Annotated in this window: 15 protein-coding genes, 2 tRNA genes and 2 rRNA genes; 11 read left to right on the top strand and 8 right to left on the bottom strand. The window is 49.2% G+C overall.

Annotation, left to right across the window (positions count from 1 at the left end):
* Positions 1-155 precede the first annotated feature (155 nt).
* From H9I36_RS06330 to rrf, 3 genes are all read left to right on the top strand, one after another.
* Positions 156-229 (top strand) — tRNA-Ile (locus H9I36_RS06330).
* 145 nt (positions 230-374) lie between these two features.
* Positions 375-3316: ribosomal RNA gene (locus H9I36_RS06325) — 23S ribosomal RNA — on the top strand.
* Positions 3317-3444: 128 nt separating this feature from the next.
* A 5S ribosomal RNA gene (gene rrf, locus H9I36_RS06320) occupies positions 3445-3556 on the top strand.
* Between the two features lie 116 nt (positions 3557-3672).
* Here rrf and H9I36_RS13055 read toward each other — a convergent pair.
* A complete protein-coding gene (locus tag H9I36_RS13055) occupies positions 3673-3750 on the bottom strand; it encodes a DUF1963 domain-containing protein (protein WP_187384535.1) in 78 nt (25 codons plus the stop codon).
* A 32-nt stretch (positions 3751-3782) separates the two neighbouring features.
* Here H9I36_RS13055 and H9I36_RS06310 point away from each other — a divergent pair, with 32 nt between their 5' ends.
* On the top strand, positions 3783-4259 hold the full coding sequence (locus H9I36_RS06310; RefSeq protein WP_255422681.1) for an L-2-amino-thiazoline-4-carboxylic acid hydrolase: 477 nt from the start codon (positions 3783-3785) through the stop codon (positions 4257-4259).
* Here the strand turns inward: H9I36_RS06310 and H9I36_RS06305 are convergent.
* The 4 genes from H9I36_RS06305 to uvrC form a co-directional block, all read right to left on the bottom strand.
* Positions 4233-4943, bottom strand: coding sequence for a hypothetical protein (locus tag H9I36_RS06305; protein WP_187384524.1), 711 nt, complete (start codon positions 4941-4943; stop codon positions 4233-4235). The genes H9I36_RS06310 and H9I36_RS06305 overlap by 27 nt on opposite strands.
* 39 nt (positions 4944-4982) lie before the next feature.
* Complete coding sequence (locus tag H9I36_RS06300) at positions 4983-5528, bottom strand: hypothetical protein (protein WP_187384523.1); 546 nt, start codon at positions 5526-5528, stop codon at positions 4983-4985.
* Between the two features lie 222 nt (positions 5529-5750).
* Positions 5751-6053, bottom strand: coding sequence for a 4-fold beta flower protein (locus tag H9I36_RS06295; RefSeq protein WP_187384522.1), 303 nt, complete (start codon positions 6051-6053; stop codon positions 5751-5753).
* 157 nt (positions 6054-6210) lie between these two features.
* The gene (gene uvrC, locus H9I36_RS06290) at positions 6211-8283 is read right to left on the bottom strand and encodes an excinuclease ABC subunit UvrC (protein ID WP_187384521.1); all 2073 of its coding nucleotides are present in this window, start codon (positions 8281-8283) and stop codon (positions 6211-6213) included.
* 7 nt (positions 8284-8290) lie between these two features.
* Between uvrC and H9I36_RS06285 the strand changes: the two genes are divergently transcribed.
* Both H9I36_RS06285 and H9I36_RS06280 read left to right on the top strand, forming a co-directional pair.
* Positions 8291-9985 (top strand): fibronectin type III domain-containing protein, encoded by a 1695-nt coding sequence (locus tag H9I36_RS06285; RefSeq protein ID WP_187384520.1) that lies wholly within the window; start codon positions 8291-8293, stop codon positions 9983-9985.
* Positions 9975-12995: a tetratricopeptide repeat protein gene (locus tag H9I36_RS06280; protein WP_187384519.1), complete on the top strand. Its 3021-nt coding sequence runs from the start codon at positions 9975-9977 to the stop codon at positions 12993-12995. The genes H9I36_RS06285 and H9I36_RS06280 overlap by 11 nt, the downstream gene beginning before the upstream one ends.
* Before the next feature lie 34 nt (positions 12996-13029).
* Here the strand turns inward: H9I36_RS06280 and H9I36_RS06275 are convergent, their stop codons facing one another.
* Positions 13030-14175: a M24 family metallopeptidase gene (locus tag H9I36_RS06275; protein ID WP_187384518.1), complete on the bottom strand. Its 1146-nt coding sequence runs from the start codon at positions 14173-14175 to the stop codon at positions 13030-13032.
* A 148-nt stretch (positions 14176-14323) separates the two neighbouring features.
* Here H9I36_RS06275 and H9I36_RS06270 point away from each other — a divergent pair.
* From H9I36_RS06270 to H9I36_RS06255, 4 genes are all read left to right on the top strand, one after another.
* Positions 14324-14405: transfer RNA gene (locus H9I36_RS06270), tRNA-Leu, on the top strand.
* A gap of 193 nt (positions 14406-14598) precedes the next feature.
* Positions 14599-16542, top strand: coding sequence for an IdeS/Mac family cysteine endopeptidase (locus H9I36_RS06265; RefSeq protein WP_187384517.1), 1944 nt, complete (start codon positions 14599-14601; stop codon positions 16540-16542).
* Positions 16543-16590: 48 nt separating this feature from the next.
* Positions 16591-17718 (top strand): lipoprotein 17-related variable surface protein, encoded by a 1128-nt coding sequence (locus tag H9I36_RS06260; protein ID WP_187384516.1) that lies wholly within the window; start codon positions 16591-16593, stop codon positions 17716-17718.
* A 19-nt stretch (positions 17719-17737) separates the two neighbouring features.
* The gene (locus tag H9I36_RS06255) at positions 17738-18070 is read left to right on the top strand and encodes a hypothetical protein (protein WP_187384515.1); all 333 of its coding nucleotides are present in this window, start codon (positions 17738-17740) and stop codon (positions 18068-18070) included.
* 153 nt (positions 18071-18223) lie between these two features.
* Here H9I36_RS06255 and H9I36_RS06250 read toward each other — a convergent pair whose 3' ends face one another.
* Entirely contained in the window at positions 18224-19465 is a 1242-nt protein-coding gene (locus tag H9I36_RS06250; RefSeq protein WP_187384514.1) for a galactokinase, read from the bottom strand.
* Positions 19466-19577: 112 nt separating this feature from the next.
* Positions 19578-20432: an Rpn family recombination-promoting nuclease/putative transposase gene (locus H9I36_RS06245; protein ID WP_187384513.1), complete on the bottom strand. Its 855-nt coding sequence runs from the start codon at positions 20430-20432 to the stop codon at positions 19578-19580.
* Between the two features lie 605 nt (positions 20433-21037).
* Between H9I36_RS06245 and H9I36_RS06240 the strand changes: the two genes are divergently transcribed.
* On the top strand, positions 21038-22693 hold the full coding sequence (locus H9I36_RS06240; RefSeq protein WP_187384512.1) for a putative manganese-dependent inorganic diphosphatase: 1656 nt from the start codon (positions 21038-21040) through the stop codon (positions 22691-22693).
* The last annotated feature ends 237 nt before the right edge of the window (positions 22694-22930 follow it).

Raw genomic sequence — 22930 nt, 5'->3', positions numbered from 1 at the left:
CTGGATCACCTCCTTTTCCAAGGGAAGAGGGACGCGCAGTGTACGCGCGTAAACCGTATGCGTCGGAGGATGCTGTCCGCACGAGCGTGTGTTCAGACGGCCTCCGCTTTCTTTCTTTCCCTGTGCCCTCGGGCAGTGCGGCTATTATCAAATACGGGACAGTAGCTCAGTTGGTTAGAGCACCGCTCTGATAAGGCGGGGGTCAATAGTTCAACTCTATTCTGTCCCAGATTCAAAAAAAGGACAGAAGTGAGGGGGCTGTTTCAAAAGTCGGTTACTTTTTCGACAGCCTCATGTTCTTTGAAAATATAGGGAAGGGAAGAAGGTTTGAGCGCATGAGCGGTTGGAAGCTTAGAGCGCGGGAAAGAGAATATGGTCAAGCAAGTATAGGTTTGCGGCGGATGCCTAGGAGCTGTCCGGCGAAGAAGGCCGCGGTAAGCTGCGAAAAGCTGCGGGGAGGAGCAAACATCCTTAGATCCGCAGATAGCCGAATGGGGTAACCCGTATGTCGCAAGGCATACACCGCGCGCGGGAAGAAGATACTGCGGCGGAGCGATACTGCGTGAAGTGAACCATCTAAGTAACGCGGGAAGAGAAATCAACAGAGATTGCGCAAGTAGCGGCGAGCGAACGCGCAGGAGCCTAAACCCTTATATAGGGTGTTGCAGGGCCGCACGGGGATGACCCGTGGAGTTTGGAAAAAACCGATTTTTAGCGGAAGCGTCTGGAAAGGCGCGCGAGACAGCGTGAAAGCCGCGTAGGCGAAAAGGATCGGACTCCATGGTGCGGTACCTAAGTAGAGCGGGGCACGAGAAACCCTGTTTGAATCCGGGTCGACCACGATCCAAGGCTAAATACGAGACAGCTACCGACAGCGAAGAGTACCGTGAGGGAAAGGCGAAAAGAACCCCGGTGAGGGGAGTGAAAGAGAACCTGAAACCACAGACCGACAAGATGTCACGGCGCGAGAGCGTTGTGGCGTGTCTTTTGTAGAATAAACCTGCGAGTTGCGATGCGCGGCGAGGCTAAGGGTTGGGAGATCCGGAGCCGGAGCGAAAGCGAGTGTGAAAAGTGCGAAAAGTCGCGTGTCGCAGACCCGAAGCCAAGGTGATCTAATTATGGGCAGGCTGAAGGCAGGGTGAAACCTGTTGGAGGGCCGAACAGTAATCTGTTAAAAAAGGTAGTGATGACCTGTGATTAGGAGTGAAAGGCTAAACAAACCTGGAAATAGCTGGCTCTCCCCGAAATGCCTTTAGGGACAGCCTCATGCAAAGCGGAAGGAGGTAAAGCACCGGATGGGATAGGGGGCGTCACAGTCTACCGACACCAATCGAACTCAGAATGCCATCCGCCAACGCATGGGAGTGAGACTGTGTGCTCCAAGGTTCATAGTCGAGAGGGAAACAGCCCGGACCGCCGGCAAAGGTCCCAAAATAACGCTCAGTGTGAAATGAGGTGCGTTTGCACAGACAGCCAGGAGGTTGGCTCAGAAGCAGCCATTCCTTAAAAGAGTGCGTAACAGCTCACTGGTCGAGCAGGCGTGCGCAGACAATGTAACGGGGCTAAGCGTTATACCGAAGCCGCGGGTCCGCATCTTGTGATGCGGGCGGTAGGGGAGCATTGCGCTAACCGAAGAAGGCGTACCTGCGAGGGGCGCTGGAGGAAGCGGAAGAGAGAATGCAGGCACAAGTAACGAAAAGACGGGTGAGATTCCCGTCCGCCGAAAGCCTGAGGATTCCCGGGTAAAGGCAATCTGCCCGGGGTAAGTCGGCCCCTAAGGCGAGGACGAAAGTCGTAGTCGATGGGAAATCGGTTCACAATCCGATACCCGATTCGGTTTTGAAGGCAGGACGCATGAGGTGAAATCCGGCAGAAGAACGGTAGTTTCTGTCCAAGCGGTAAGGTGTTGAGAGGGCGGTTAAAAGAGCCCTTGAGCTGAGCCGTTACGGGGAGCGGAGCGCAGGCGAAGCGAAGCGGACGTAATCAGGGTGCCGGGAAATACTGTCTAAAGATAGGCTGAGTTGGACCGTACCGGAAACGGACACACGCAGGCAGGATGAGTAATCTAAGGCGCACGAGCGACCCCGCGTTAAGGAACTCGGCAAAAAGCACACGTAACTTCGGAAGAAGTGTGGCTCACGCTGATAAGGATGTGAGCGGCAGAAAGCAGGCCCAGGCGACTGTTTATCAAAAACACAGCCATCTGCGAACCAGTAATGGGACGTATAGGTGGTGACACCTGCCCGGTACCGGAAGGTTAAGGGGAGGGGTTAGCAGCAATGCGAAGCTCCGAACCGAAGCCCCGGCAAACGGCGGCCGTAACTATAACGGTCCTAAGGTAGCGAAATTCCTTGTCGGGTAAGTTCCGACCCGCACGAATGGTGTAACGATTCTGGGCGCTGTCTCAACGCGGGACTCGGTGAAACTTATATTCCGGTAAAGAAGCCGGATACCCGTAATTAGACGGAAAGACCCCGTGAACCTTCACCGCAGCTTATCACTGGGATTCTATCCGCCATGTGTAGGATAGCCGGGAGGCGAAGAAGCGTGCGCGTCAGCGTGCGTGGAGCCGATGGTGAAATACCGGCCCTGGCGGATGGGATTTCTAACTCCGGTCCGTGAAGCCGGAAGGGGGACAGTGATTGGCGGGCGGTTTGACTGGGGCGGTCGCCTCCTAAAGGGTAACGGAGGCGCGCGAAGGTCTCCTCGCGGTGGTTGGAAATCATCGTACGAGTGTAAAGGCACAAGGAGGCTTGACTGCGAGTGAGACATCACGAGCAGGTGCGAAAGCAGGTCTTAGTGATCTGGCGGTTGCAAGTGGAAGCGCCGTCACTTAACGGACAAAAGGTACTCCGGGGATAACAGGCTGATTTTCCCCAAGAGTTCACATCGACGGGAAAGTTTGGCACCTCGATGTCGGCTCATCGCATCCTGGGGCTGGAGCAGGTCCCAAGGGTTTGGCTGTTCGCCAATTAAAGCGGTACGTGAGCTGGGTTCAGAACGTCGCGAGACAGTTCGGTCCCTATCTGTTACGGGCGGAGGATGTTTGAGAGGAGCTGCTTTTAGTACGAGAGGACCGAAGCGGACGAACCTCTGGTATACCGGTTATCCTGCCAAGGGTAAGTGCCGGGTGGCTACGTTCGGAAGGGATAACCGCTGAAAGCATCTAAGCGGGAAGCCCGCCTCAAGATGAGACATCCCTGAGGGTATAACCCTCCTAAAGACCCCGGAGACACTATCCGGTTGATAGGCTGCAGGTGCAGGCACGGCGACGTGCACAGCCGAGCAGTACTAATAGGTCGTGAGGCTTGACCATATTATCGTTCCCGTGCTATAGCGCGAGACACTACGTATACGAGCTTTTATGTGCTTGTATGAAATGACGGCAGGCGCTTTATTGTATATCTGCCCCTTCTTCCTTTTCTTTTTGTACGGCAATTATTGCCCGGTGGCCATAGCGGGGAGGAAATACCCGTTCCCATTCCGAACACGGAAGTCAAGCTCCCTTGCGCCGATGATACTGCTCTAAATGCGGGAAAGTAGGCAGCTGCCGGGCTTTTTTTTCTTTATGATAATTGCGGCGCATATACGGTGAGTTTGCAAAGCAAACTCGGTAGCGAGGCTAAGCCGAGAGCACAGCGTTATAGGTTGATACTTTCTAAACTCGACCTATTAATAACAATCCCAAGTATACAGGACATTTGAAAAATCTCTGTTTTTCAATGCATTGGAATTGATTAAAATCCGCAATACTTCCGCCCGTTGCTATAAGGAGACCTACCATGAAATCCCAATCCGTCTTCCCCATCCCCGAAATGTCCGACGACTGGATCAAAAACGAACTGCATAAAAAATTTCCGCCTGACAAAGCCGAAAAAATGTATTGCCGCGTTATCGCGACATACGAAAAATTTGTGCGCGATGCGCCGATCATCGGCGGAAAAGCCAATCCAATGGCGAAGAACTTTTACGGTGCGCTATCTGTCTTTGCGTACTACGAATGTATGAAGCGCGCTATGCCGCCGGAAGATATTACCGCTATGTGTTACGGCATGATGCTGGGTGATAAAAAGGGCGGCGAGCTTTCACGATTCGATCTCAACAACAAGCTGGTGCAAAAAATTTTTCACGGACTCTTCGCGCCCCGAGCACGCAAACTGAACAAGCACAAAAAAGACGGCTCTTGGAACAATACGCGGGGTATGAAAGTAAACGGCATTCCCGATAATTTTTTATTTTTCATATCCCGACAAAGTTAATAATTGAGACAGATATTTCCAATAATTATCAGCGCTTTTTTTATACTTTGCTATATTTTTTTTCGATAAATCGAATGTATACGATTTGTTAAAAATCAAATAATTGAAAAACTTATATATTAATTTATCCGTTTCATTCAGATTTGCATAGTTTATTTTTTCGATTTCGGTTTTATCTTCCAAAAATATATACGATTGAATACCCCTGTCCAAATCCATGATGTAGTAGTAAAATCTTTCATCAAAACTTGTCGGATCTTCTCTCGTATTACCCCAAACCAACCAAGGCCATATATCGACTTTAAATTTATTTATAGGTTCGCTGTATGAACCGTAATTAAACGAGCCTTTATTCCAATCATTTGTAACAAGGTTTCCTTCTTTATCGAACACGGCTTCTTCGCCGCTTTCCTTTGTATACACCTTATTGTCTTCTTCTCCTCGCATTTTATGAATATTGTTTTCGTAGGTATGTTTTAAAATATAATGTATAGCGGAAAGATTTTCTTCCGGAATTTCTTCATCTAAGTTTACTTCGAGTTTTATCAATCCGTTTTTTAAACACGACGATAAATCGGTTTCTTTTTTTGAATCTTGAAAAATGGATACAATATTTTCATGCGCATAAACGGATACAATAAAAAATATCGTCAAAATACAAATTGAAAAGCGCTTTTTATTCATTTTTTCCTGCCTTAATAACCTGTGTGTCTGCCCTATGCATTAGTGCGTGAGCGCGGTTCTTTGTTTGCCTGCCTTTCCTTTCATATGTCTTTTATCGATTGTCAGGCTGCGTAAATCCGTTATCCGCAATACTATTCTAAAATATTCCCGTAATAACGTAAATATATCTTGCCCGTTTTCTCCCGTATTTGCATGAATATCGTCAAAATATTCCACTATATACTCATACGGTTTTAATGCATCCAGTGTATCGATAGTGATTTTAGAATTATACATAAAGCCTTTTTCATCCAAAAATGTTTTAATTTCGAAAAGCTCTTTGTGTACGGTATCATCATTTGTCGATGATGATATCCAATATATAAAAATTCCGTTTGTTTTCCTTTTCAGCGTTATCGTTTCATTTTTGCCTTTTCCGCATATATGGATTTGTGATTCATTTTTAGAGAGCAGCAATTCACGGATCGCGTTTTGAATGATTATGTCTGGATTTTCTTTGCATTTTACGATTTTCTTTTTTCTTGTAAAAGATTGAAAGAGTATTATTAAAATTAAAATAAAAATATTAATTATTAATTTAATCACTTTTATTGTCCAAGCGCAAGTTTTTGAACTTACATTCGATTAATATCTCCGTTACTTTTTTCTGATTATAGCATAAAACAACAGACCTTGCATTATGAGTTGTCACAGCTGAGTATTTCAAAATCAAAGAAAACTTATATTCTTCCAATCTTTTATCACATACTTGAATTTACCGCTTCATAATGCGCGAACGCTATCTTACGGATGCCGTCGGACGTCGCCTTACAGTCCATCGTCAAATAATCTTTCCCACGCGTCTTCGAATACGGTGCGCACCGGAGGTCGCGGAGAGTGTGACATGGGATGCATACCCTTTCCCGGATTTTCGGCATAGCCTGCGTTTCCGAGGTTGCCTTTGTGCATATCCAAAATCATGCCGTCTTTGAGTTCTCCGACATAGCCTCCGCTCAGTTTATGGACGTGTTCGCCCTTGAGCTGTCCGACGGGATTTCCTTCCATGTCGCGGATGTATGCGCCTTGTACGACGCCGAGCGGGTTTCCCTCTTTATCGAAAATGTATTCCATGTGTGATTTCCTTAATAATTTTTATGCGACCGTATACATTATAGGGAAAATCGCATTTTCTACAATCGGGCGGTACGGCAAGGGCGGCTGAAATTATATTTGCGGAAAACAATGCGTACTGTAAAAAATCGGCTGCACTTTCGGCGATAGCCTGCCTTTATTCGGTATCGCTTCCGTCGAGGGCGGCGCGGGCAAGGCTGTCGATGTAGTGCGCTGCTGCGGCTTTTTGCGCGGTCGTACCGGAGCTTTCGAGCGATTCGATTTGTTTCGCTTTTTTTTCTTTCCGTGTATCGTTGAGCTTTTTCGCTTCCCGCGCAATGTTTTCCGCTTCGTCCGTACTCATGCCGAGCACTTTTGCGACGCTTTCCGTATCCGCGCCTGCGAGGTTTTCGAGCGTCGTAAAGGTTTTTATCAATGTGCGTGCCCGCTTTTCGCCGACGCCGGGAAGTTCGAGAAAGATGCTTACGGTATTTTCTTTGGTGCGGAGGCGCTGGTTTTTGCTCGTCGCAAAGCGGTGCGTTTCATCTCTTACGCGCTGGAGCAGGCGGAGCGCGTCGCTTCTGCGCGGGAGCACGATGGGCGCACTGTTGCCGGGCCGGTAGATTTCTTCGTTTTTTTCGGCAAGTCCCGCGATCGGGATGTCGATGCCGAGCGATGTGAGTACGCTCTGCACTGCGTTCACCTGTCCGATGCCGCCGTCTATGAGCAGGAGATCGGGCAGCTCCCGTCCTTCGTTCAAAAGTCTCGTATAGCGTCTGCTCGTCGCTTCCCGCATGGATGCGAAGTCGTCGATGATGCCGTCGGTCGTTTTGAGACGGAAATAACGGTAGTTTTTTTTGTCGGGGTTGCCGTTGTAAAAGCTGATTAAACTTGCGACGGGGAATTTTCCGCCGATATGCGCGATGTCGAATCCTTCGATGCGCACGGGAAGCGTGTCGAGGGCGAGGAGCGTTTTGAGTTCTTCGAGCGCGGGTATGTCACCCCGTTCGCGCAGGCGCCGCACGATATCTTCATGCGCGTTTTGCTTTGCCATATTGATGGCTGCCGTGTGGTATTTTGCGTTTTCGCCTGCGTCGGAAAGGGGAACGACTTCGGTTTCGGCGCCGAGCGTTTCGGAAAACCACCTTGCAAGCTCATCCGGCGAGAGAAAAGCGACGCTTCGATCGGGGAGTTGCGGGGTGCCCCCGCTGGAGGGGGAGCGAGCAACCGTGTGCGAGCGCGGGGGAGAGCTCTTCCCCGTATCGGTATGAGAATTTTCAATGTCGGATAAATTATTAATTAATAAATCCGGTACGTAGATGTGCGGGGGTACTTCGGCTTTGTCGGTGTAGTATGCGTTGAAAAATTCTCCGATGAGTTCCGCGTCTTCGTTCAAGCTTACGGTGCGGTAGTTGCCGCGTCCTTCGATTTTTCCTCCGCGGAGTTTCAAGACGGTAAAACTTACGAGTTCTCCTTCCCTCCAATAGGCGATATAGTCGCGGTCGTCTCCGTCGAAAGTTTGGACGATGTTCTGTTTTTGCATGATCGAAAGAGCTGAAAGTCCGTCTCTCAGTCGCGCGGCTTTTTCGAAGTTGAGATTTTCCGATGCCTTTTGCATTTCCGCCTTTATTTTTTTTAGGGTGTCGTCTCCTTTTCCCTCAAGAAGGCTTGCGATTTCGCCGATGTATTCGGTATAGGCGTCGTGCGAAATTTTTTTGCAGCAGGGAGCCTCGCATCGGCCGATGTGGTAGTAGAGGCAGGGGGCATCGCGTTTTTTGAGCGTTTTGCACCGACGCACGGGGTAGATGCGATAGAGCGTGTCGATAAACGTGTCGAGTGCGCCCGCATCGGGGTAGGGGCCGAAATAGGTCGATCCGTCTTCGAGGACGCGCCGCGTTTTGATGACGCGCGGAAATTCTTCGTTCGTGATCCGCAGAACGGGATAGGATTTGCCGTCTTTCAAATCGATGTTGTAGCGCGGATTGTGTTTTTTAATAAGATTGTTTTCGAGCAGAAAGGCTTCGTATTCGTTTGCCGTTGTGATATACTCGATCGAATCGGCGTGCGCGACGAGCAGTTTCGTTTTGATGTCTTTGCTGCCGGAAAAATACGAGGTGAGGCGGTTTTTCAGATTTTTCGCTTTGCCGACATAGATGACATCTCCCTGCCGGTTCCGCCACAGGTAGACGCCGCTTGAAGAGGGGGCTTGTAATGCCGTTTCGTGTAGTATTTCCCGTACCGCTTTTGCCATAGTGCCTATGTGTATTCCGTATAATAAAAAAATAACGATTTTATCCGCGCTTCGTCCAGTACGTGCATTTGCCGCTTTCGTTCTTCGTCCGGTGCGCACGCTTGCCGCTTCGCGGGCGCTTCATACGGTGCGCGCTTTCGCTTTATCGGGCGCTCTTCGTCCGGCGTATGCATTTGCCTTTTCGAGGACGCTTCGCTTGCGCGCGTGCGTTTTATTGTACGCGCTTTCGGCTTCTTTGTGTATCCGTTCCGCTTTTGCCGATTCGATGACGATCGGCGGAAGCGAAGGCTGGTCGAAGCTTTCGGTACGCAGAGGTGTCGCGGAGGGGACCGGGCGCTTCGGTTATCCGTGTATCGAGCTTGCCACCGACAGCCGTGTTCAGGACGCGATGACGGACACTCTTTTTGATTTCGATGCTCTGCCGTTTTCGGATAGGACGGGACATTACACTGTGAGCAAAAACGCGCTTTTGCTTTCGGGAAAATCGGCTATGGGCAAGGGAGCGGCTCTCGCTCGCGGTACGGGCGGCATATCGATTCGCGGAAATGCGGGCTCGCTTTTCGGTACGGAAGGACCCGCTCCGTCGTTTTACATAGAGTTTTGGCTTTTGCCCTCAGTCGCGGAAAACGGTGAAGTCGTCTTTAATTGGAGATCATCGCGCAGCATCGGGCGGAACGTCGTATACCAGATGATTACGGCATCTTTTTATCAAAATCATCTTTCGTGGACGTTTTCGAATCTCTTCGACGGATACGATAAAGGAGATGTAACGCTTTCGGGTATTACGACGCTGATCCCCGGAACCTGGGCGCACCACTCGATCGCTTTCGATGAAGAAAGCGGACACATCGAATACCGCGTGAACGGCATGCTCGAAGCGATCGCCTACGTTACGTCGACCGGCCGCGCATCGGGTTCGGTGTATCCGGCGTATTTCGGAGTGCCTGCGGATATCGAACTGTGCCGAAAGTTTACGGGAAGCATCGACGACTTTCGCATACAAAAGGGAACTTACGACGAGGCGATGCGGCAAAAATCGGAAAACGCGTCGGCCCTCGGATATACGAAGTACCGCGTATCGGGGGGGCGGATAGAAACGCAGCCGCTTTTGACGTCGGTCGGCTCTTCCCTCAATTCCGTGACGGCGGTGACGAGCGAGCCCGAGCAAACGGCAGTTCGTCTCTATGTGCGAAGCGGCGACAATATTTTCGGCTGGACGGATTCGTATCCCGCGTGGCGTCCCGTGCAAAGCGGAGAAGCGATTTCGGACGTAAACGGTTTGTATTTTCAAATAGCCGCAGATCTTTATCCCGACGGAAACGGATCCCGCACGCCGTCGCTTACGCAGATCGATATCGATTATACGGTGCCTCCTTCGCCGCTTCCTCCTTTTACCGTAAAAGCGGCTTCCGGTGACGGGAGCGTAACGCTTTCGTGGTCGCATTCCGTCGATGAAAGCGCAGGAGGTTATTACGTCTACTACGGCACGAGGCCCGGCGAATACCTCGGACGCATCGCCCGGGAAGGCGCATCTCCGGTCGATGCGGGATTTATGAAATCGATGACCCTCACGAATCTCAAAAACGGAACGATTTATTATTTTGCGGTCGCATCTTATTCGAAAATCGATAAGCGGATAGTCGGTACGCTTTCGCGCGAAACGTATGCGCGGCCGGAATCGGGCGGCGGTTATGGCAAGTGAACGAGGCGAGGAAAATAAACTCGTTTTGCGCCGTGCGGCGGCCGCTCTCGCTTCCCGCGATTTCGACCTTGCCGTGCGCTTGTATAAGGGATTGTTAAAGGACGACCCCGAAAACCGCGACGTGCTTTTTGCGCTCGGCGATGTATATGTCAAATCGGGCGAGGATAAAAACGCGCTCGTTTATTACGAAAAAATTAATAAAATCGATCCGAACGATGCGGCCTCTCTCAACGTGACCGGCGGCATTTACCGCAGACTCGGACGCTATGAGGATGCCCTTCGCGTTCTTCACGCTTCTCTTTCACTCGGCGGAAAAAAAGCCGATGTGAATTATAATTTGGGATTTACGTATCGATCGATGGGAGATTACGACAAGGCGATCGAGTGTTTCGAATCCGTTATCGCTTCGGATCCCGGCGATACCCTTGCGTACAATCATTTGGGCGTCATCTATGCGCTTCGTAAAGAATATCAGAAAGCGGCGACGGCGTATAAGCGCGGTTTGCAAGTCGATCCGAATCATCCGGTGCTGCAGCTGAACCTTGCCGAAACGTATGAAGCGCTACACTCGGACGGAGAAGCGGAGACCGCATACGAAGCCGCTCTTCGCGCAAAACCGGGCTGGATGGAAGCCGTGCGGAAGTATACGGCGCTTTTGCTGCGCCGCCGCAAAACGACAGCTGCCGCATCCGTCGTTCAAAAAGCGATCGCGCTCCATCCCTCCGATGCGCATCTTTTTGCGCTGCTCGGCCGCGTGGAGTTTAAGCGCTTCGATTATGAAGCTGCACTTCGGGCGTTCAAAAAATCTTTGATGCTCGATCCGAAAAACACGAGCGTTATCTCGTGCCTTGCCGACGCGTATGAAAAAAAAGGTGCGCTTGAAAGAGGCGCCGCGCTCATGCGTCAGGCGGAAAAAGATTTTCCGTCGGATGCCGCCGTCGGGGCGCAGTATGTGCGCACTCTTCTTTCGGCTCGAGATTATGTCCCTGCGCTTGCAAAGCTGAAAGCGCTTTATGCGAAAAATCAAAACGACATAGAAATTCTCGACCTCTACGCGCAGTATTGCATTTGCAGGGGAGAGGATGAAAAGGCCGCCTCCTGTTATAAAAAAGTAAATTCGATCGACGCGCAGTATTTTGCCTATGAAAAATCCGCAGCGCTCCGTTTCATGCAAGCCGGACGATCCGATAAGGCCCGGAATTTTATCGCACGGTATCTTTCAAAATATCCGCACGACGAAGAAGCCCTTGTGCTCTCGGCACAGCTCGATACGTCCGAAAAGAAATTCTCGTCCGCACTCGATACCTACCGAGCAGTTCTCGCTCTGAACGACGGCAATGTTTTGGCAAAACGCGAAGTAAAGCGCATCGCGGAATTGCTCGTCGAAGCGGAAGGTGCGAAAGCCGATCTCACTGCGGACGGAAACGATGAGACGGCCGGTGCGGAAATCGTTATGGATTCTCCTGAAACGAAGGCGCTCGAAGCCGGCGTGTACGAAGTGCCCCCGTCACAAGAGGAGCCGTTCGACTTCGATTTGATGGGCGAAAGTCTTTTAAAAGCCGACGATGAAATCGATCCGTTTACGATAGAGGATAGAGAAGACGAAGAAGAGGATCCTGAAGCGGATGGATTGGATCTGCTCGTGCCGTTCGATCGGCCGATCGACAGAGAAGAAAATGCCCGTTCCTTAAAGGATGACGATCTCTTGGACGGGCGAACGGGACCTGCTGCGGGGATCGATGAAAGTCTTCCCGGAAATATCGACGACGGCTTCAGCACGGGAGCCGTCGATGTGGGATTTGAAACGCCTGTCGTTTTGCCGCGAAGCAGTCCCAAACGTATGAATTATGAAGGCGAACCCATTTCGATAACCGAAGACGCGCCGGCTGCCCGCCGTTTTTCCGACGCGTTGTCTCCTTTGTCCGAATCGCTGTCAAAGGTGCCGTCCTCTTTGCCGAAAGCTGCCGAAAAAGAAGTGCGCGAGGAACCTGCGATCGCGTCGAGAGAGCGGGCGATGTCGGGAGAGCCGTCTCGTGCGGAGGATGCGGGCGGCGGCGCGCGTGTGTTGCCGGAGTCTTTTTCCCGCGGATACGATGCTGATGCCGTGAATGCCGAACGAGCGAACGAACTTGCCGCTTTGCGCCGTTCCTGTGATGAAGCGCACCGGACGAGCAAAGCCGCGCGAGATGCTGCCGAGGACGCGATGCGCATTATCGGTACGGTAAAGCAAAGCGCCGAACGGATACGGACGGATGCCGCCCTCGCGGAGACGAGCGTAAAAGATGCGGTTGACGCGGCGATGAAAAAAATACGGGAAGCGGCCGAAAGAGCGATTTCCGAAGTGGACGGAAAAAGCGGCGAACTCATCGAGCATGCGGCGCAGAAAAAATATTTGCTCAGGGAAAACGCGATCGTGCGAAATAAACCGACGGTGCGAAAAGAAGCAAGCGGAAGCGGAAATGTTTCGGAGCGTGCCGACGACGAAAGAGGCGGCATACAAGTGCCGCAAAAAGAATCGGTTCCCGTTTTCGGCGGAATCGGACGGAACAATGCACGGGCGGCAGCCGAGTTGACCGCCGCGCTCGAAAAAGCCGCGCGTGCGCTTCCCGACATAGCCGCCGCTTTGCAGAATAAAAAAAGCGCGGATCAATTTGCGATCGAGTTGAAACTGTTTAAAAAGCTCCGCTCGATGTGCGACTTTTTGCCTTCGCTGCAAAAGGAAAAGTTTATGGCGAGCAGGACGCGGCTTTTGCTCGATTACGTGATCGCGCGTCTTTCCGGAAAGCCGGGATTGCTTGCGACGGCTGAAGTGCTCAGGAAAATAAAACTGCCGGCAGGACTTCTTGAAACAAACGGTACATCGCCGTTCACTTCGCTCACCGATGAGCAGCTTGTGCCGCTTGTCATCCACGATATGCGCACAAAACTTACCGATTTACCCGACGCGTCCCTTGCGGCCGCACTTGACGCTGCCGCATCGGAAGCTCTCGAAAACGCGCGCGGGCGGTAAGTCCGGCAGTCCGCAATGGGAATCCGCAAATCGATTATAATTTAATAATTCTCGAATGCGTTATAACTTCGTTGCCGCTTTCGGTGATGAGTACGTCGTTTTCAAGGCGGCAGCCGCCGAGCTCTTCGTCGTAGAGTCCCGGTTCAAGCGTTACGATCATGCCCGGTTTAAAAACGAGGGTTTCGGATGCTTTGAGATTGACGCGAGGAGGCTCGTGTATTTCAAGACCGATCGCGTGTCCGAGACCGTGAGGCATTTTCCGTTTTCCCGCCGCAAACACTTCGTCCGCTTTGAGCGCCGCATCTCTGATTGAAAGACCCGGCTTATAAAGTTTGAGACATTCGTCGTACGCTTTTTGTACGAGATCGACGAGCTTTTCCTGCGCGGCAGAAAGTTTGCCGCGTGCAATCGTGACCGTCGTATCGCTCGTATAGCCGTTGACGACGACACCGAAATCGAGGATCGACAGTCCCGCGTTTGCCCATTTTCCCGCAGTGTAATTCGGAAAACAGTGAATGCCCCAGCTGCGATCCGGTCCCGCGGCAAGCGTGTCGAAGCCCGTACGTTCGCAGCCGTGTGCGCGGCACTCCTTTTCGATAAGCAATGCGACATCCGTTTCGGTTGCGATCTTTTTCGATTTGATGCCTTCTTCGACCGTATCGATTATCAAATCGCCGATGCGTGCGGCTTCTTTCGTACACGCGATTTCGTAGGCGTCTTTTATCATGCGGAGTTCTGTGACATAGTGGTGCACGCTGTTTTCGCGGCAGTGGACGTCGCAGCCTTCGAGCGCGTCGATATATTTTAAAAATTCGGGATATGTCGTCGTCGGCGGCAATTCGACTTTTTTCGTTTTAAAGTGATCGCTTTCTCTCAGCACCGCTTTTACCGCATCGATCGCGGTATTTTTGTATTTCGTGTAGGGCACGACCTTATCCGCGTATGCGTATCGCTTTGCCATGATTTCATCCCACGGAACCAGAACGGAATACGCGTCGTCGAATACGATCAAAACCGCATCGCTTATGTGTCCCGAAAGGTAGCGCACGGCACTTTCGCGTTTTTCTTCGCTGTCGATAAACACTGCCGCTCCGATACCGTTTTGTTTCATAAACCGTGCGACGCGCGAACGTCGCTCCGCATACATTTTTTTACATTCATCCGCTGTCGGCATTTTCATATACGTCCTCACTGCTGAAATTACTCTACGATGCAATTTTGCTGATGCTTTCAAAATTCATCAGTCGATTTATACAATATAGCGATTTTTTATCGTTTCGAAAAGCGCTTGACATGCTTAGCCTCTTGTGATAATCTTCTCTTTACACGCGGGGATGGTGGAATTGGTAGACACGCTAGCTTGAGGTGCTAGTGGCGCGAGCCGTGCCTGTTCAAGTCAGGTTCTCCGCAATAAGGATTATCGGTTTTCCGGTAATCCTTTTTTTATGCCCGAATGTCTGTATGTGACTTTAAGGAATATTTTTACCGCAATATTTTTTACGGCGATATCACGATATTGACGGTTGTTTGACTTATTAGAGTTATTTAATTTATTTGATTTATTGGCTTGAAAAGAAATAAAAAAAATTGTATAATATACAGTATGATATACAACATAAAATATTTATTTAAAAACAAGAATAAAACGATTTTGTTTGCGGCGATCATTGCTTTGCTGTTTTTATCTTGTGCGAACGATTTATCGAAGCCTGATACGGCAGCACATATACCCGTTACAGGTATTTCGCTTGAACCCGATGAAAGCACTCTTTCGATGGTAAATGGCAATACGCGACAAATCAATGCCCAAGTTCAACCGGAAAATGCAACGGATAAAAAGCTTACCTATACTTCGGATAATGAAGGGGTTGCATCCGTAACTGCCGGAGGACTGATTACGGCAAAAGCGGTTGGAAGTGCAAACATTACGATAAAAGCTTCAAACGGTATTTCAAAGACAATCAATGTTACCGTTACGGCAGCGCATATTCCTGTTACTTCTATTATATTCAATCCGCCGCTTTCTGCACAGCCGATCGAGTTGGTTATCGGTCAAGTATATAAGTTCGGTGCAAAAGCAATGCCTGAGGAAGCTACCAATAAAAAGCTGACATTCATCACATCCAATAGCTCAATAGCATGGCTATGCGGTGAAGGGAACAGTGAAGTAAAAGCTGCCGGACTTGGAGAAGCGACAGTAACCATAACCTCCGATGATAATCCCTCTGTTCGCGAAACGGTTCATTTTAAGATGAAGCCAAAACCTGAAATTAAAATAAAAACAAGCCCTGCAGAATGTGGAAGTAATGGCGGAGAGGCAACGTTTACGATAGAAACACTCAACGGAAAACTTGACTATACGCCTGAAGTCGTAGAAGGAGGCGCAAAATGGCTGAGCGTAGCCGGTAAAGATCACACAGATGAAAGTACAGATACGGTACGCTTAACTGTTCAGACAAACAAAACCGTATGGGATAGAACTGCATGTATCAGATTTAAGGATAATATTACGAATGAATACATCAAAATTTCAAGTAAAAAATATTTGGAAGTGAAGCTTACTCAAAAAAAGAATGAGAATCCGAACGTAACGGTACGGTGGGTACATGGAATAACGCCGCCTAAAGAAGAAAAGGAAAAAATTGAGGTTATCAAGAATAAGATTCCTACCGGGACATACTATGATACCAATTACGTTTTTTACTGGCCGGAAACACAGACTACCACATTTTTTAATACGCGGAAAGTCGATTATCTACATACCCCGAATAGTGGCGATACCGACAGTAACCAATGTTGGGCTAAAACCAATTCTAATATGCTGCACTGGTGGTTTGAACAGAACAAAGAAAATGTAAAAAAATACATAGAAAAGAAACATATAACCGGCGAAGCTGCAAAAGCGTATGAACCTTTTTATAAACGCGGACTTGAAGATAATCAGGAGGAGCAAAAAAGTTCCATCGCAAATCTCTTTCGCGAAAAGTGCATCAATAAGGGGGGGGATCCTGCTAACGGACTACAGTGGTATCTCTTCGGATTAAATGGTTTTCAAAATGCAAAAAATAAAAGCTATTCTCCGGCATTATTTCCGGATGTCTTTAATAAAGGGAATACTCCTATCGAGAGAGCAGCCATTTATACAAAAAAAGAGTTCGAGGCTACGCTTAAAGCTGCACTTGAATCTCAAAAAGCGGTTGGGCTGAATAGATATGGGGCTGACGGTTCCCAACATGCTATAACGCTGTGGGGCGCTGCCTTTGATGAGGACGATAATATCATCGCCATATATGTTGGTGATAATAACGATGTATCCAATAAAATAGTCCCTTACGGTATATGGTATAAAAATAAAGTAGATATCTATGCCGAAACTGAGCCTGAACCAGACCCAGATGATCCGCACTATAATGATTCGCACTATTTTAATCCGTATTTCTTTAATTATAGTAATAATAGTTACAACGATAATCATTATATCGGTCAAATAATTACCCTAGATAAAGGAGAAGCACAGTGGCAAGCATGGCTTGATAAAAATAAATAAACCGAAAATAAATATTTTTAGGAAATAGTATCTATAAAAAAGACATATATGTTTATACTTTTACCGGCGCTGCTTTTTGCGCTGTTGATAACCGGCTGCCGGCATGCAAGCTCATCTTCCGATGTGGAAAATCCGGGGACAAATCCTGCCGTTCCGCAAAATCCGTATGAATTGACCGAAGCGGACGTGCTTGCGGCGTTCGGTTTACAACGAGGAAACATTACCGCTTCGGCAGCGGCTAAAAAGATTGCAAACGGCATGCCGGCGGGAAGCGGAATTACGTTTACCGAAAGAAACTTTGTAGCCTATGACGACGAAGCGGGAACGTTTACCGTAAAAGTAAAAGGCACGAATAAAGGTAAAAATTTTTCTCAAAAGATTTCCGTAGCAGGCTTTACGCACCCGCTTGCAGGCAAAACGATACAATCGCTTGCCGACTGCGAGCTTAATTTGGACGACGCGATAGAACACAATTATTCGCTTACAAAATATATTGAGGAAGTAAATAAAGATCCGAGCGGCGCAAAGCTTGTAAAAAAATTGTCGTTTTTGCTGAGTGATTTTGTAACAACGATAGAATTAGGTGAACACGATACTTATACCCTTGCGGCAAAGGCTCAAGCAGCAGGTACGCAAGTATGGGTACGGCCGAGCGTCGTGTTCCGAAAACTTGCTGAAGGCGGAACGGAGGAACTTGTCAACAATACAGCATTTTCATTTACTCATTTAACGACACTACTGAAAAAGGACTGTTTTAAAGCAAAGGATGTATTCCAATATATTTTGAATAAAACCGCCGATAGCGCTATAAAAGTTGATTCAACCGAATTTGCTTCATCCTTTTATGCCACTGCAAAAAGTACAGGACAAGCGCCGATAAATCTTTTTACCGATACATTTAAAACGAAAATTCAAGCCTATGCCGATCTTTATCGTACTAAAGATACGGATGAACACATTGCTCTTGATATTTCGTACGGTGCCGTTCAGCCTAAAAACGGCGGAATCGATGCCGACGATTACGCGGGTACGGTTAAAATAAATTTTTGTATTGCGACCAATCAAGAGATTGTAAATCAGAGCGGTATTACGGCGATTAAAAACATAGAAAAATCGGGATTTGCAAAGATTCCCAATGATGCGGCACTTGCGGAAAAAAAAACACCTATTCTTTAATCTTATACCGAAAATTCCGTTGACCGATGAGTTAAAAACGCAGTGGGAACAAAAAACTTTCATCGTTTCACCCTATCCTTTACTGCGTGTAGATGAAAATGGGGCTGCTGCAGTAAACAATCCTTTTGTTGCAACGGATATTCCGTTTCACCTGTGTGTAAACAGTGAAAATACCGATCCTTCAGCACATTTAGGCTGTGCGATTTTCGGAGCGTCAAAAATCAGAAACGAAAAGATAATCTTTATTGAAAATATACAGCTTAAAAAAGAGACCGGTTCAAAGATTATGGAAGTTCAAGTGAAGCTCAAAGGTTCCGGTGCCGTGTTAAAGGTTACAAGCGTACCGTATTGATCGCACAAGGTCGATCCGGGCTATTGATAAAACAAAGAGCCGCGGCTGCTCGTCGGTTTAAGCCCGCGTTCGTTTGAATGCGGGCTGCCGCATTGCGCTGTGCCGCATATCATCGCACACACAGCATTTTGCCGCTCCGGTATTTTGTCCGTCTTATCGCCGCACCGTTTCGATTTCCCGTACTCCGTCCGCAGTCGAGCATGTAAAAAAAGCCGCTTCGTAACCGATCGCTTTTACGTATGCGCGTTGTACGTTGTCGATAAATTCTTCCGTGCCGTCGTTTTTTACGAGCGCGATCGCGCAGCCTCCGAAGCCCGCTCCCGTCATTCGAGCTCCGATGCACGAGCGCTCGGCATTTGCCGCGTCTGCGAGCGTATCGAGTTCGATGCCGGTCACTTCGTAATCGTCTTTGAGCGACGCATGCGATTCTCTTAATAATGTTCCGAGTGATGAAAGGTTTCCGGCTTTGAGAGCGCAGGCGGCTTTTGCAACGCGTTCGTTTTCGGTGACGCAGTGGCGGGCGCGTCTGAAAATCGTTTCGTCCGAGAAAACGTTTTTACACTCGTCGAGCTGATTCTGCGTCAAGGCGCACAGGTCGGGAATATCTTTTGTATTCGTATATCTACCGGCGGATGTGAGCTGAATTTTTGCCGCTTGTAAAATTGCGAGCGCCTGTTCGCACTCGGCTCTCCGTTCGTTGTACTTCGAATCGGCGAGTCGGCGTTTTTTTTGCGTGTTCATAACGACGAAACGGCAGCCGTCGAGCGCAAGCGGCACATATTCGTGATCGAGCGTTGCGCAGTCGAGCAGTTCCGCCGTATCTTTTTTTGCCGTCGCGATGATGAATTGATCCATGATGCCGCAGTTGACGTTCATGAATTCGTGTTCGCTTTGCTGCCCTGCGAGCGCGATATCTTTGCGCGAAATGCCGAAGCCGAAAACTTCCGAAAGCGCGTACGCGAAACCGCATTCGAGTGCGGACGACGATGAAATGCCGCCTGCGGGCGGGATATCGCTTGCGATGAGTGCGTCGAAGCCGCCTGAAAAGACGCAGCCTCTTCGTTTTAAAATCGTTACGATGCCGTTGAGATAATTTGCGTAGCCGTTTTCTTTTTTGTATGCGAACTCGCCGCGTATGTCGAAGTCGTAGACGCCCGGAAATTTCAGGTCGCGGTACGTGATGCGCGAATCGTCCCGCTTTCTGACGGCGGCGTAGAGGTAGCGGTCGATTGCCGCGGGAAACACTTTTCCGCCGTTATAGTCGATGTGCTCGCCGATGATATTGATGCGTGCGGGAGACGCGAAAACGCGCACGGCGTCTTTGCCGCTTCCGTAGATTTTATTAAATTCGTCGGAAAGTTTTTCCGGTGCGATTAAATTTGAAAGGGTATCCATAGCGGAGATTTTAACACGAAAAAGGATGGACGGCAATCGAATCCGACGGTTTGTAGACGGAAATCAATTTTTACCTAAAAAGGCCGGATGTCGAGCTTTACAGCAAATACCGTTACAGTTTTTCGATTTCCGCTTCCGAGAGACCGGTCATCCGCTGTATAAAATCGACAGAACAGCTTTCTCGCTGCATCAGCTTTGCCGTTTCCCGTGCTTTTTGATACGATCCCGCGGCAATACCGTCGCGTCGACCTCTGCGTATTCCCGCAGCAACGCCCCGCTCAAAGCCGATCTTTTCACCCAGCTGTGAACCCTCTCTTAGTAAATCATCTTTCCAAATATTCAACGACATATACCAGCTCCTGAACTTTTCGTTCCGTTTCGCTTTTTCGACAAGCTCATCGATGTGCTGTGTAAAACCGCTCGTCGCCCGCCTTTCGCAAAGATACTCCAACAGAGCGCTCAATTCAGGTTCATCTTCTTTACCGTAGGCACCCACATTATAAAATACTTTATACGATTTGTCATCAAGAAAAAGAGTACCATCTTCACTGCATACGTTGCGGAATGTATAAACGGGTAACCCCTTGCCGAAGGGATCCTGCGTACAGATAAAGATGACGTAGCTCTCTTTCAATTCCGCGTAACTTTGACCGCACAAGAGATTATCGACATCCATAAGGCTTTGGTAATAACGCGTGCGTTTGGGAAGAGAGGGCGGGATCGACGTTTGTATTTCTATATCGAAAATACGCTCGGGGTCTGAGACATAGACGTCGAGACGGATGCCCTTGCTTTCGTAAAAGGGTGCTATCGTTTTTTGCAGGGAGGGATATTCTATTTTACCGACTTTGATATGCAAAAGCCGTTCGATGACACCCTTGCAGATCATTTTATTTTTCATGACCGTGCCGAACATAAAGTCGTCGGTAAAGGTGAGTTCGTCGACGGGTTTATGGGTATATTCCATAGGGATATCCTTGATTATTGAGATAGTGCGACAAGGAAGCCGCTGATCTATATATCGCCGATAAAGTGATAAATTACGCGGTTTTTTGTAAAAATCAACACCCCCCGACGCAAGCGTCGGGATATGTTGTTCTCATAAGGTGGTTGCAGTCGGCTTTAATACCCTTTGTTACGACGCAAGCGTCAGGGTATTAAACCCTCCGCACGAATAAACGGGAACATCGTTTCCTGCGCGGGGAACTTCGCACTTCGCGCTCGTTGCAAGGTTGCGCGGGGAACTTCGCACTTCGTGCTCGTTGCAAGTGGCGCGGGGGACTTCGCGCTTACGCGCTCGTTGCAAGGTTGCGCGGGGAACTTCGCTCAATGTACGGCACATGCCGTATCCTGTTTCCGTATGAAATGGAAAAATCAATACCGCTTCATTACCGAAATTATCCATTACACATTAACAATTACCCATTACATTACACATTAACAATTACTCATTAGAAAATACCCATTACCCATTAAAAATGGATTTCCGTGACGCTTGTATCCGACGCTTGATGGATTTCCGTCCCGTTATAATTATTTGACAAAGGGCGCGATTTGCACGAAAATATTGTTATGAAAGAGAAAACCGTTTACATTATCGGACATAAAAATCCCGACACCGACTGTGGCGTTGCGGCGGTTGCGTATGCGCGCTTAAAAGAGCTGCTCGGTCAAAAAAATTATGTTGCGTGCCGTGCCGGGCATTTTTCTCCGCAGACGGAATACGTGTTCAATCGCTTCAAAGTGCCCTATCCGAAATATATCCCCAATGTCGTTCCGAAAGTCGCCTACTTTATGAGCGGTTCGTGCGATGCCGTCGGGGAAGACGAATCGGTGTGGGATGCCATCAGCGCAATGGACAGGCTCGAAAGCCGCGTGCTGCCGGTCGTCGATGAAAACGGCGCGTATATGGCGATGCTGCATTACAATATATTTGCGCAAAACGTGCTCGCCGTTTTGAATCCCGAACACAAAACGGCATTTCCGGCGAGCATCGCACTCATCGCGCGTACGATACATGCGCAGCCTGTCATCGCCAAAAACGAAAACGATGTGTTTAAAGCGTCGGTGATCGTCGGTGCTGGATCGCTTGAAACCTTTACCGAAACGCTTTCGGAGCACAACAGCGAAAACGCCGTCGTCATTACCGGAGACCGTGAAGACATACAGAGCGCGGCGATCGACGCGGGAGTCAAGCTCCTCATCATCACGCTCGGAAATCCGCTGACAAAAGAACTGCGCGAAAAGGCCGAAGAGCGGGGAGTGTCGGTTATCATCAGTCCCTATGCGACGTCTGCGACGGCGATGCTTATCCCCTATGCGACTCCCGTTTCGGTGATGGCGGACGTCGACGTTCCGGCCGTGCATCCGGAAGATACGGTAGCGAAGATACGTCCGCTCATTCAGGAATCTCCGTGCCGCTGCCTCCCTGTCATCGACGACGACAAAAAACTCGTCGGTCTCATTTCCGAACACGATCTCTTGCAGGAGCCGGGCATCGAATTGATATTGGTGGATCACAACGAAGCTTCTCAGGCGGTCGACGGTATCGAACACTACCGCATACGCGAAGTGATCGATCATCATCGGCTCGGCACGCTTTCGACCGATTATCCGATTACGTTTATTTCAAAGCCGATCGGATCGACATCGACTCTGATAACGAATCTCTACCGCGAAAACAAAGTACCGATCCCGCGCGAAATCGCGAGCATTTTGTTGTGCGGCATTCTCTCCGATACGCTTATACTGCAGTCAGCGACGGCGACGGACGAAGATCGGGAAACGGCAGCATACCTTTCTGACATCACCGGTCTCGACGTCAAGCAGCTCGGCAAAGACGTGATCGCCGCCGGCAGCCGCATCAAAGGGCGGAGCACGCACGACCTCGTCGCTCAGGATATGAAAGAGTATGTGCAGGGTAAAGTGAATTATACGGTGAGTCAAATCGAAGTCGACGATACGAAAGAAATTTTCGACCGCAAAAAAGAATTCATCGAAGAGCTTGAAATCGAGCAGCGTTCGCGAAAAGCGCTTTTTTCGGCGCTCCTTGTTACGGACATCACGCAGTTGTCGAGTATGCTGTTTTTGGTCGGGGATGAAAAATTTTTATCCCTCGTCACCTTTCCGCGCCTCGAAGAGCATATCTACTATTTGAAAGACGTCGTTTCGCGCAAAAAGCAGCTCATCCCGCTTATGACGGAGCAGCTGCACGCATACGAAGCGTGACGAGAGATTTGGCGCGAGAGGCTTGCTTAGACTCTGTGCGACAGCTTCGTGTGTGCGATAAGCTTCGTGCGGGCGGTTGTTTTTCTTCCGGTCACGTGCTATTATAACAAAATATCCGTGCCGTCGATCGGTCGGAATAGTAATTAATCAACAACCCCGACGCGAGCGTCGGGGTATGTTGCTCTCATAAGGTGGTTGCAGTCGGCTTTAATACCCTTTGTTACGACGCAGAGCGTC

This window comes from Treponema sp. Marseille-Q4130, from assembly GCF_014334325.1.
In the GTDB taxonomy this organism is placed as follows: Bacteria; Spirochaetota; Spirochaetia; order Treponematales; family Treponemataceae; genus Treponema_D.
The sequence above is the reverse complement of the archived record's forward strand: the minus strand, read 5'-3'. Positions and strand labels throughout refer to the sequence as shown.

Bases quoted from the DNA above. Each gene is read 5' to 3' on its own strand.
- H9I36_RS06310 (WP_255422681.1), top strand. From the start codon at position 3,783: ATGAAATCCCAATCCGTCTTCCCCATCCCCGAAATGTCCGACGACTGG.
- H9I36_RS06305 (WP_187384524.1), bottom strand. From the start codon at position 4,943: ATGAATAAAAAGCGCTTTTCAATTTGTATTTTGACGATATTTTTTATT.
- H9I36_RS06295 (WP_187384522.1), bottom strand. From the start codon at position 6,053: ATGGAATACATTTTCGATAAAGAGGGAAACCCGCTCGGCGTCGTACAA.
- uvrC (WP_187384521.1), bottom strand. From the start codon at position 8,283: ATGGCAAAAGCGGTACGGGAAATACTACACGAAACGGCATTACAAGCC.
- H9I36_RS06285 (WP_187384520.1), top strand. From the start codon at position 8,291: ATGTGTATTCCGTATAATAAAAAAATAACGATTTTATCCGCGCTTCGT.
- H9I36_RS06280 (WP_187384519.1), top strand. From the start codon at position 9,975: ATGGCAAGTGAACGAGGCGAGGAAAATAAACTCGTTTTGCGCCGTGCG.
- H9I36_RS06275 (WP_187384518.1), bottom strand. From the start codon at position 14,175: ATGAAAATGCCGACAGCGGATGAATGTAAAAAAATGTATGCGGAGCGA.
- H9I36_RS06265 (WP_187384517.1), top strand. From the start codon at position 14,599: ATGATATACAACATAAAATATTTATTTAAAAACAAGAATAAAACGATT.
- H9I36_RS06260 (WP_187384516.1), top strand. From the start codon at position 16,591: ATGTTTATACTTTTACCGGCGCTGCTTTTTGCGCTGTTGATAACCGGC.
- H9I36_RS06250 (WP_187384514.1), bottom strand. From the start codon at position 19,465: ATGGATACCCTTTCAAATTTAATCGCACCGGAAAAACTTTCCGACGAA.
- H9I36_RS06245 (WP_187384513.1), bottom strand. From the start codon at position 20,432: ATGGAATATACCCATAAACCCGTCGACGAACTCACCTTTACCGACGAC.
- H9I36_RS06240 (WP_187384512.1), top strand. From the start codon at position 21,038: ATGAAAGAGAAAACCGTTTACATTATCGGACATAAAAATCCCGACACC.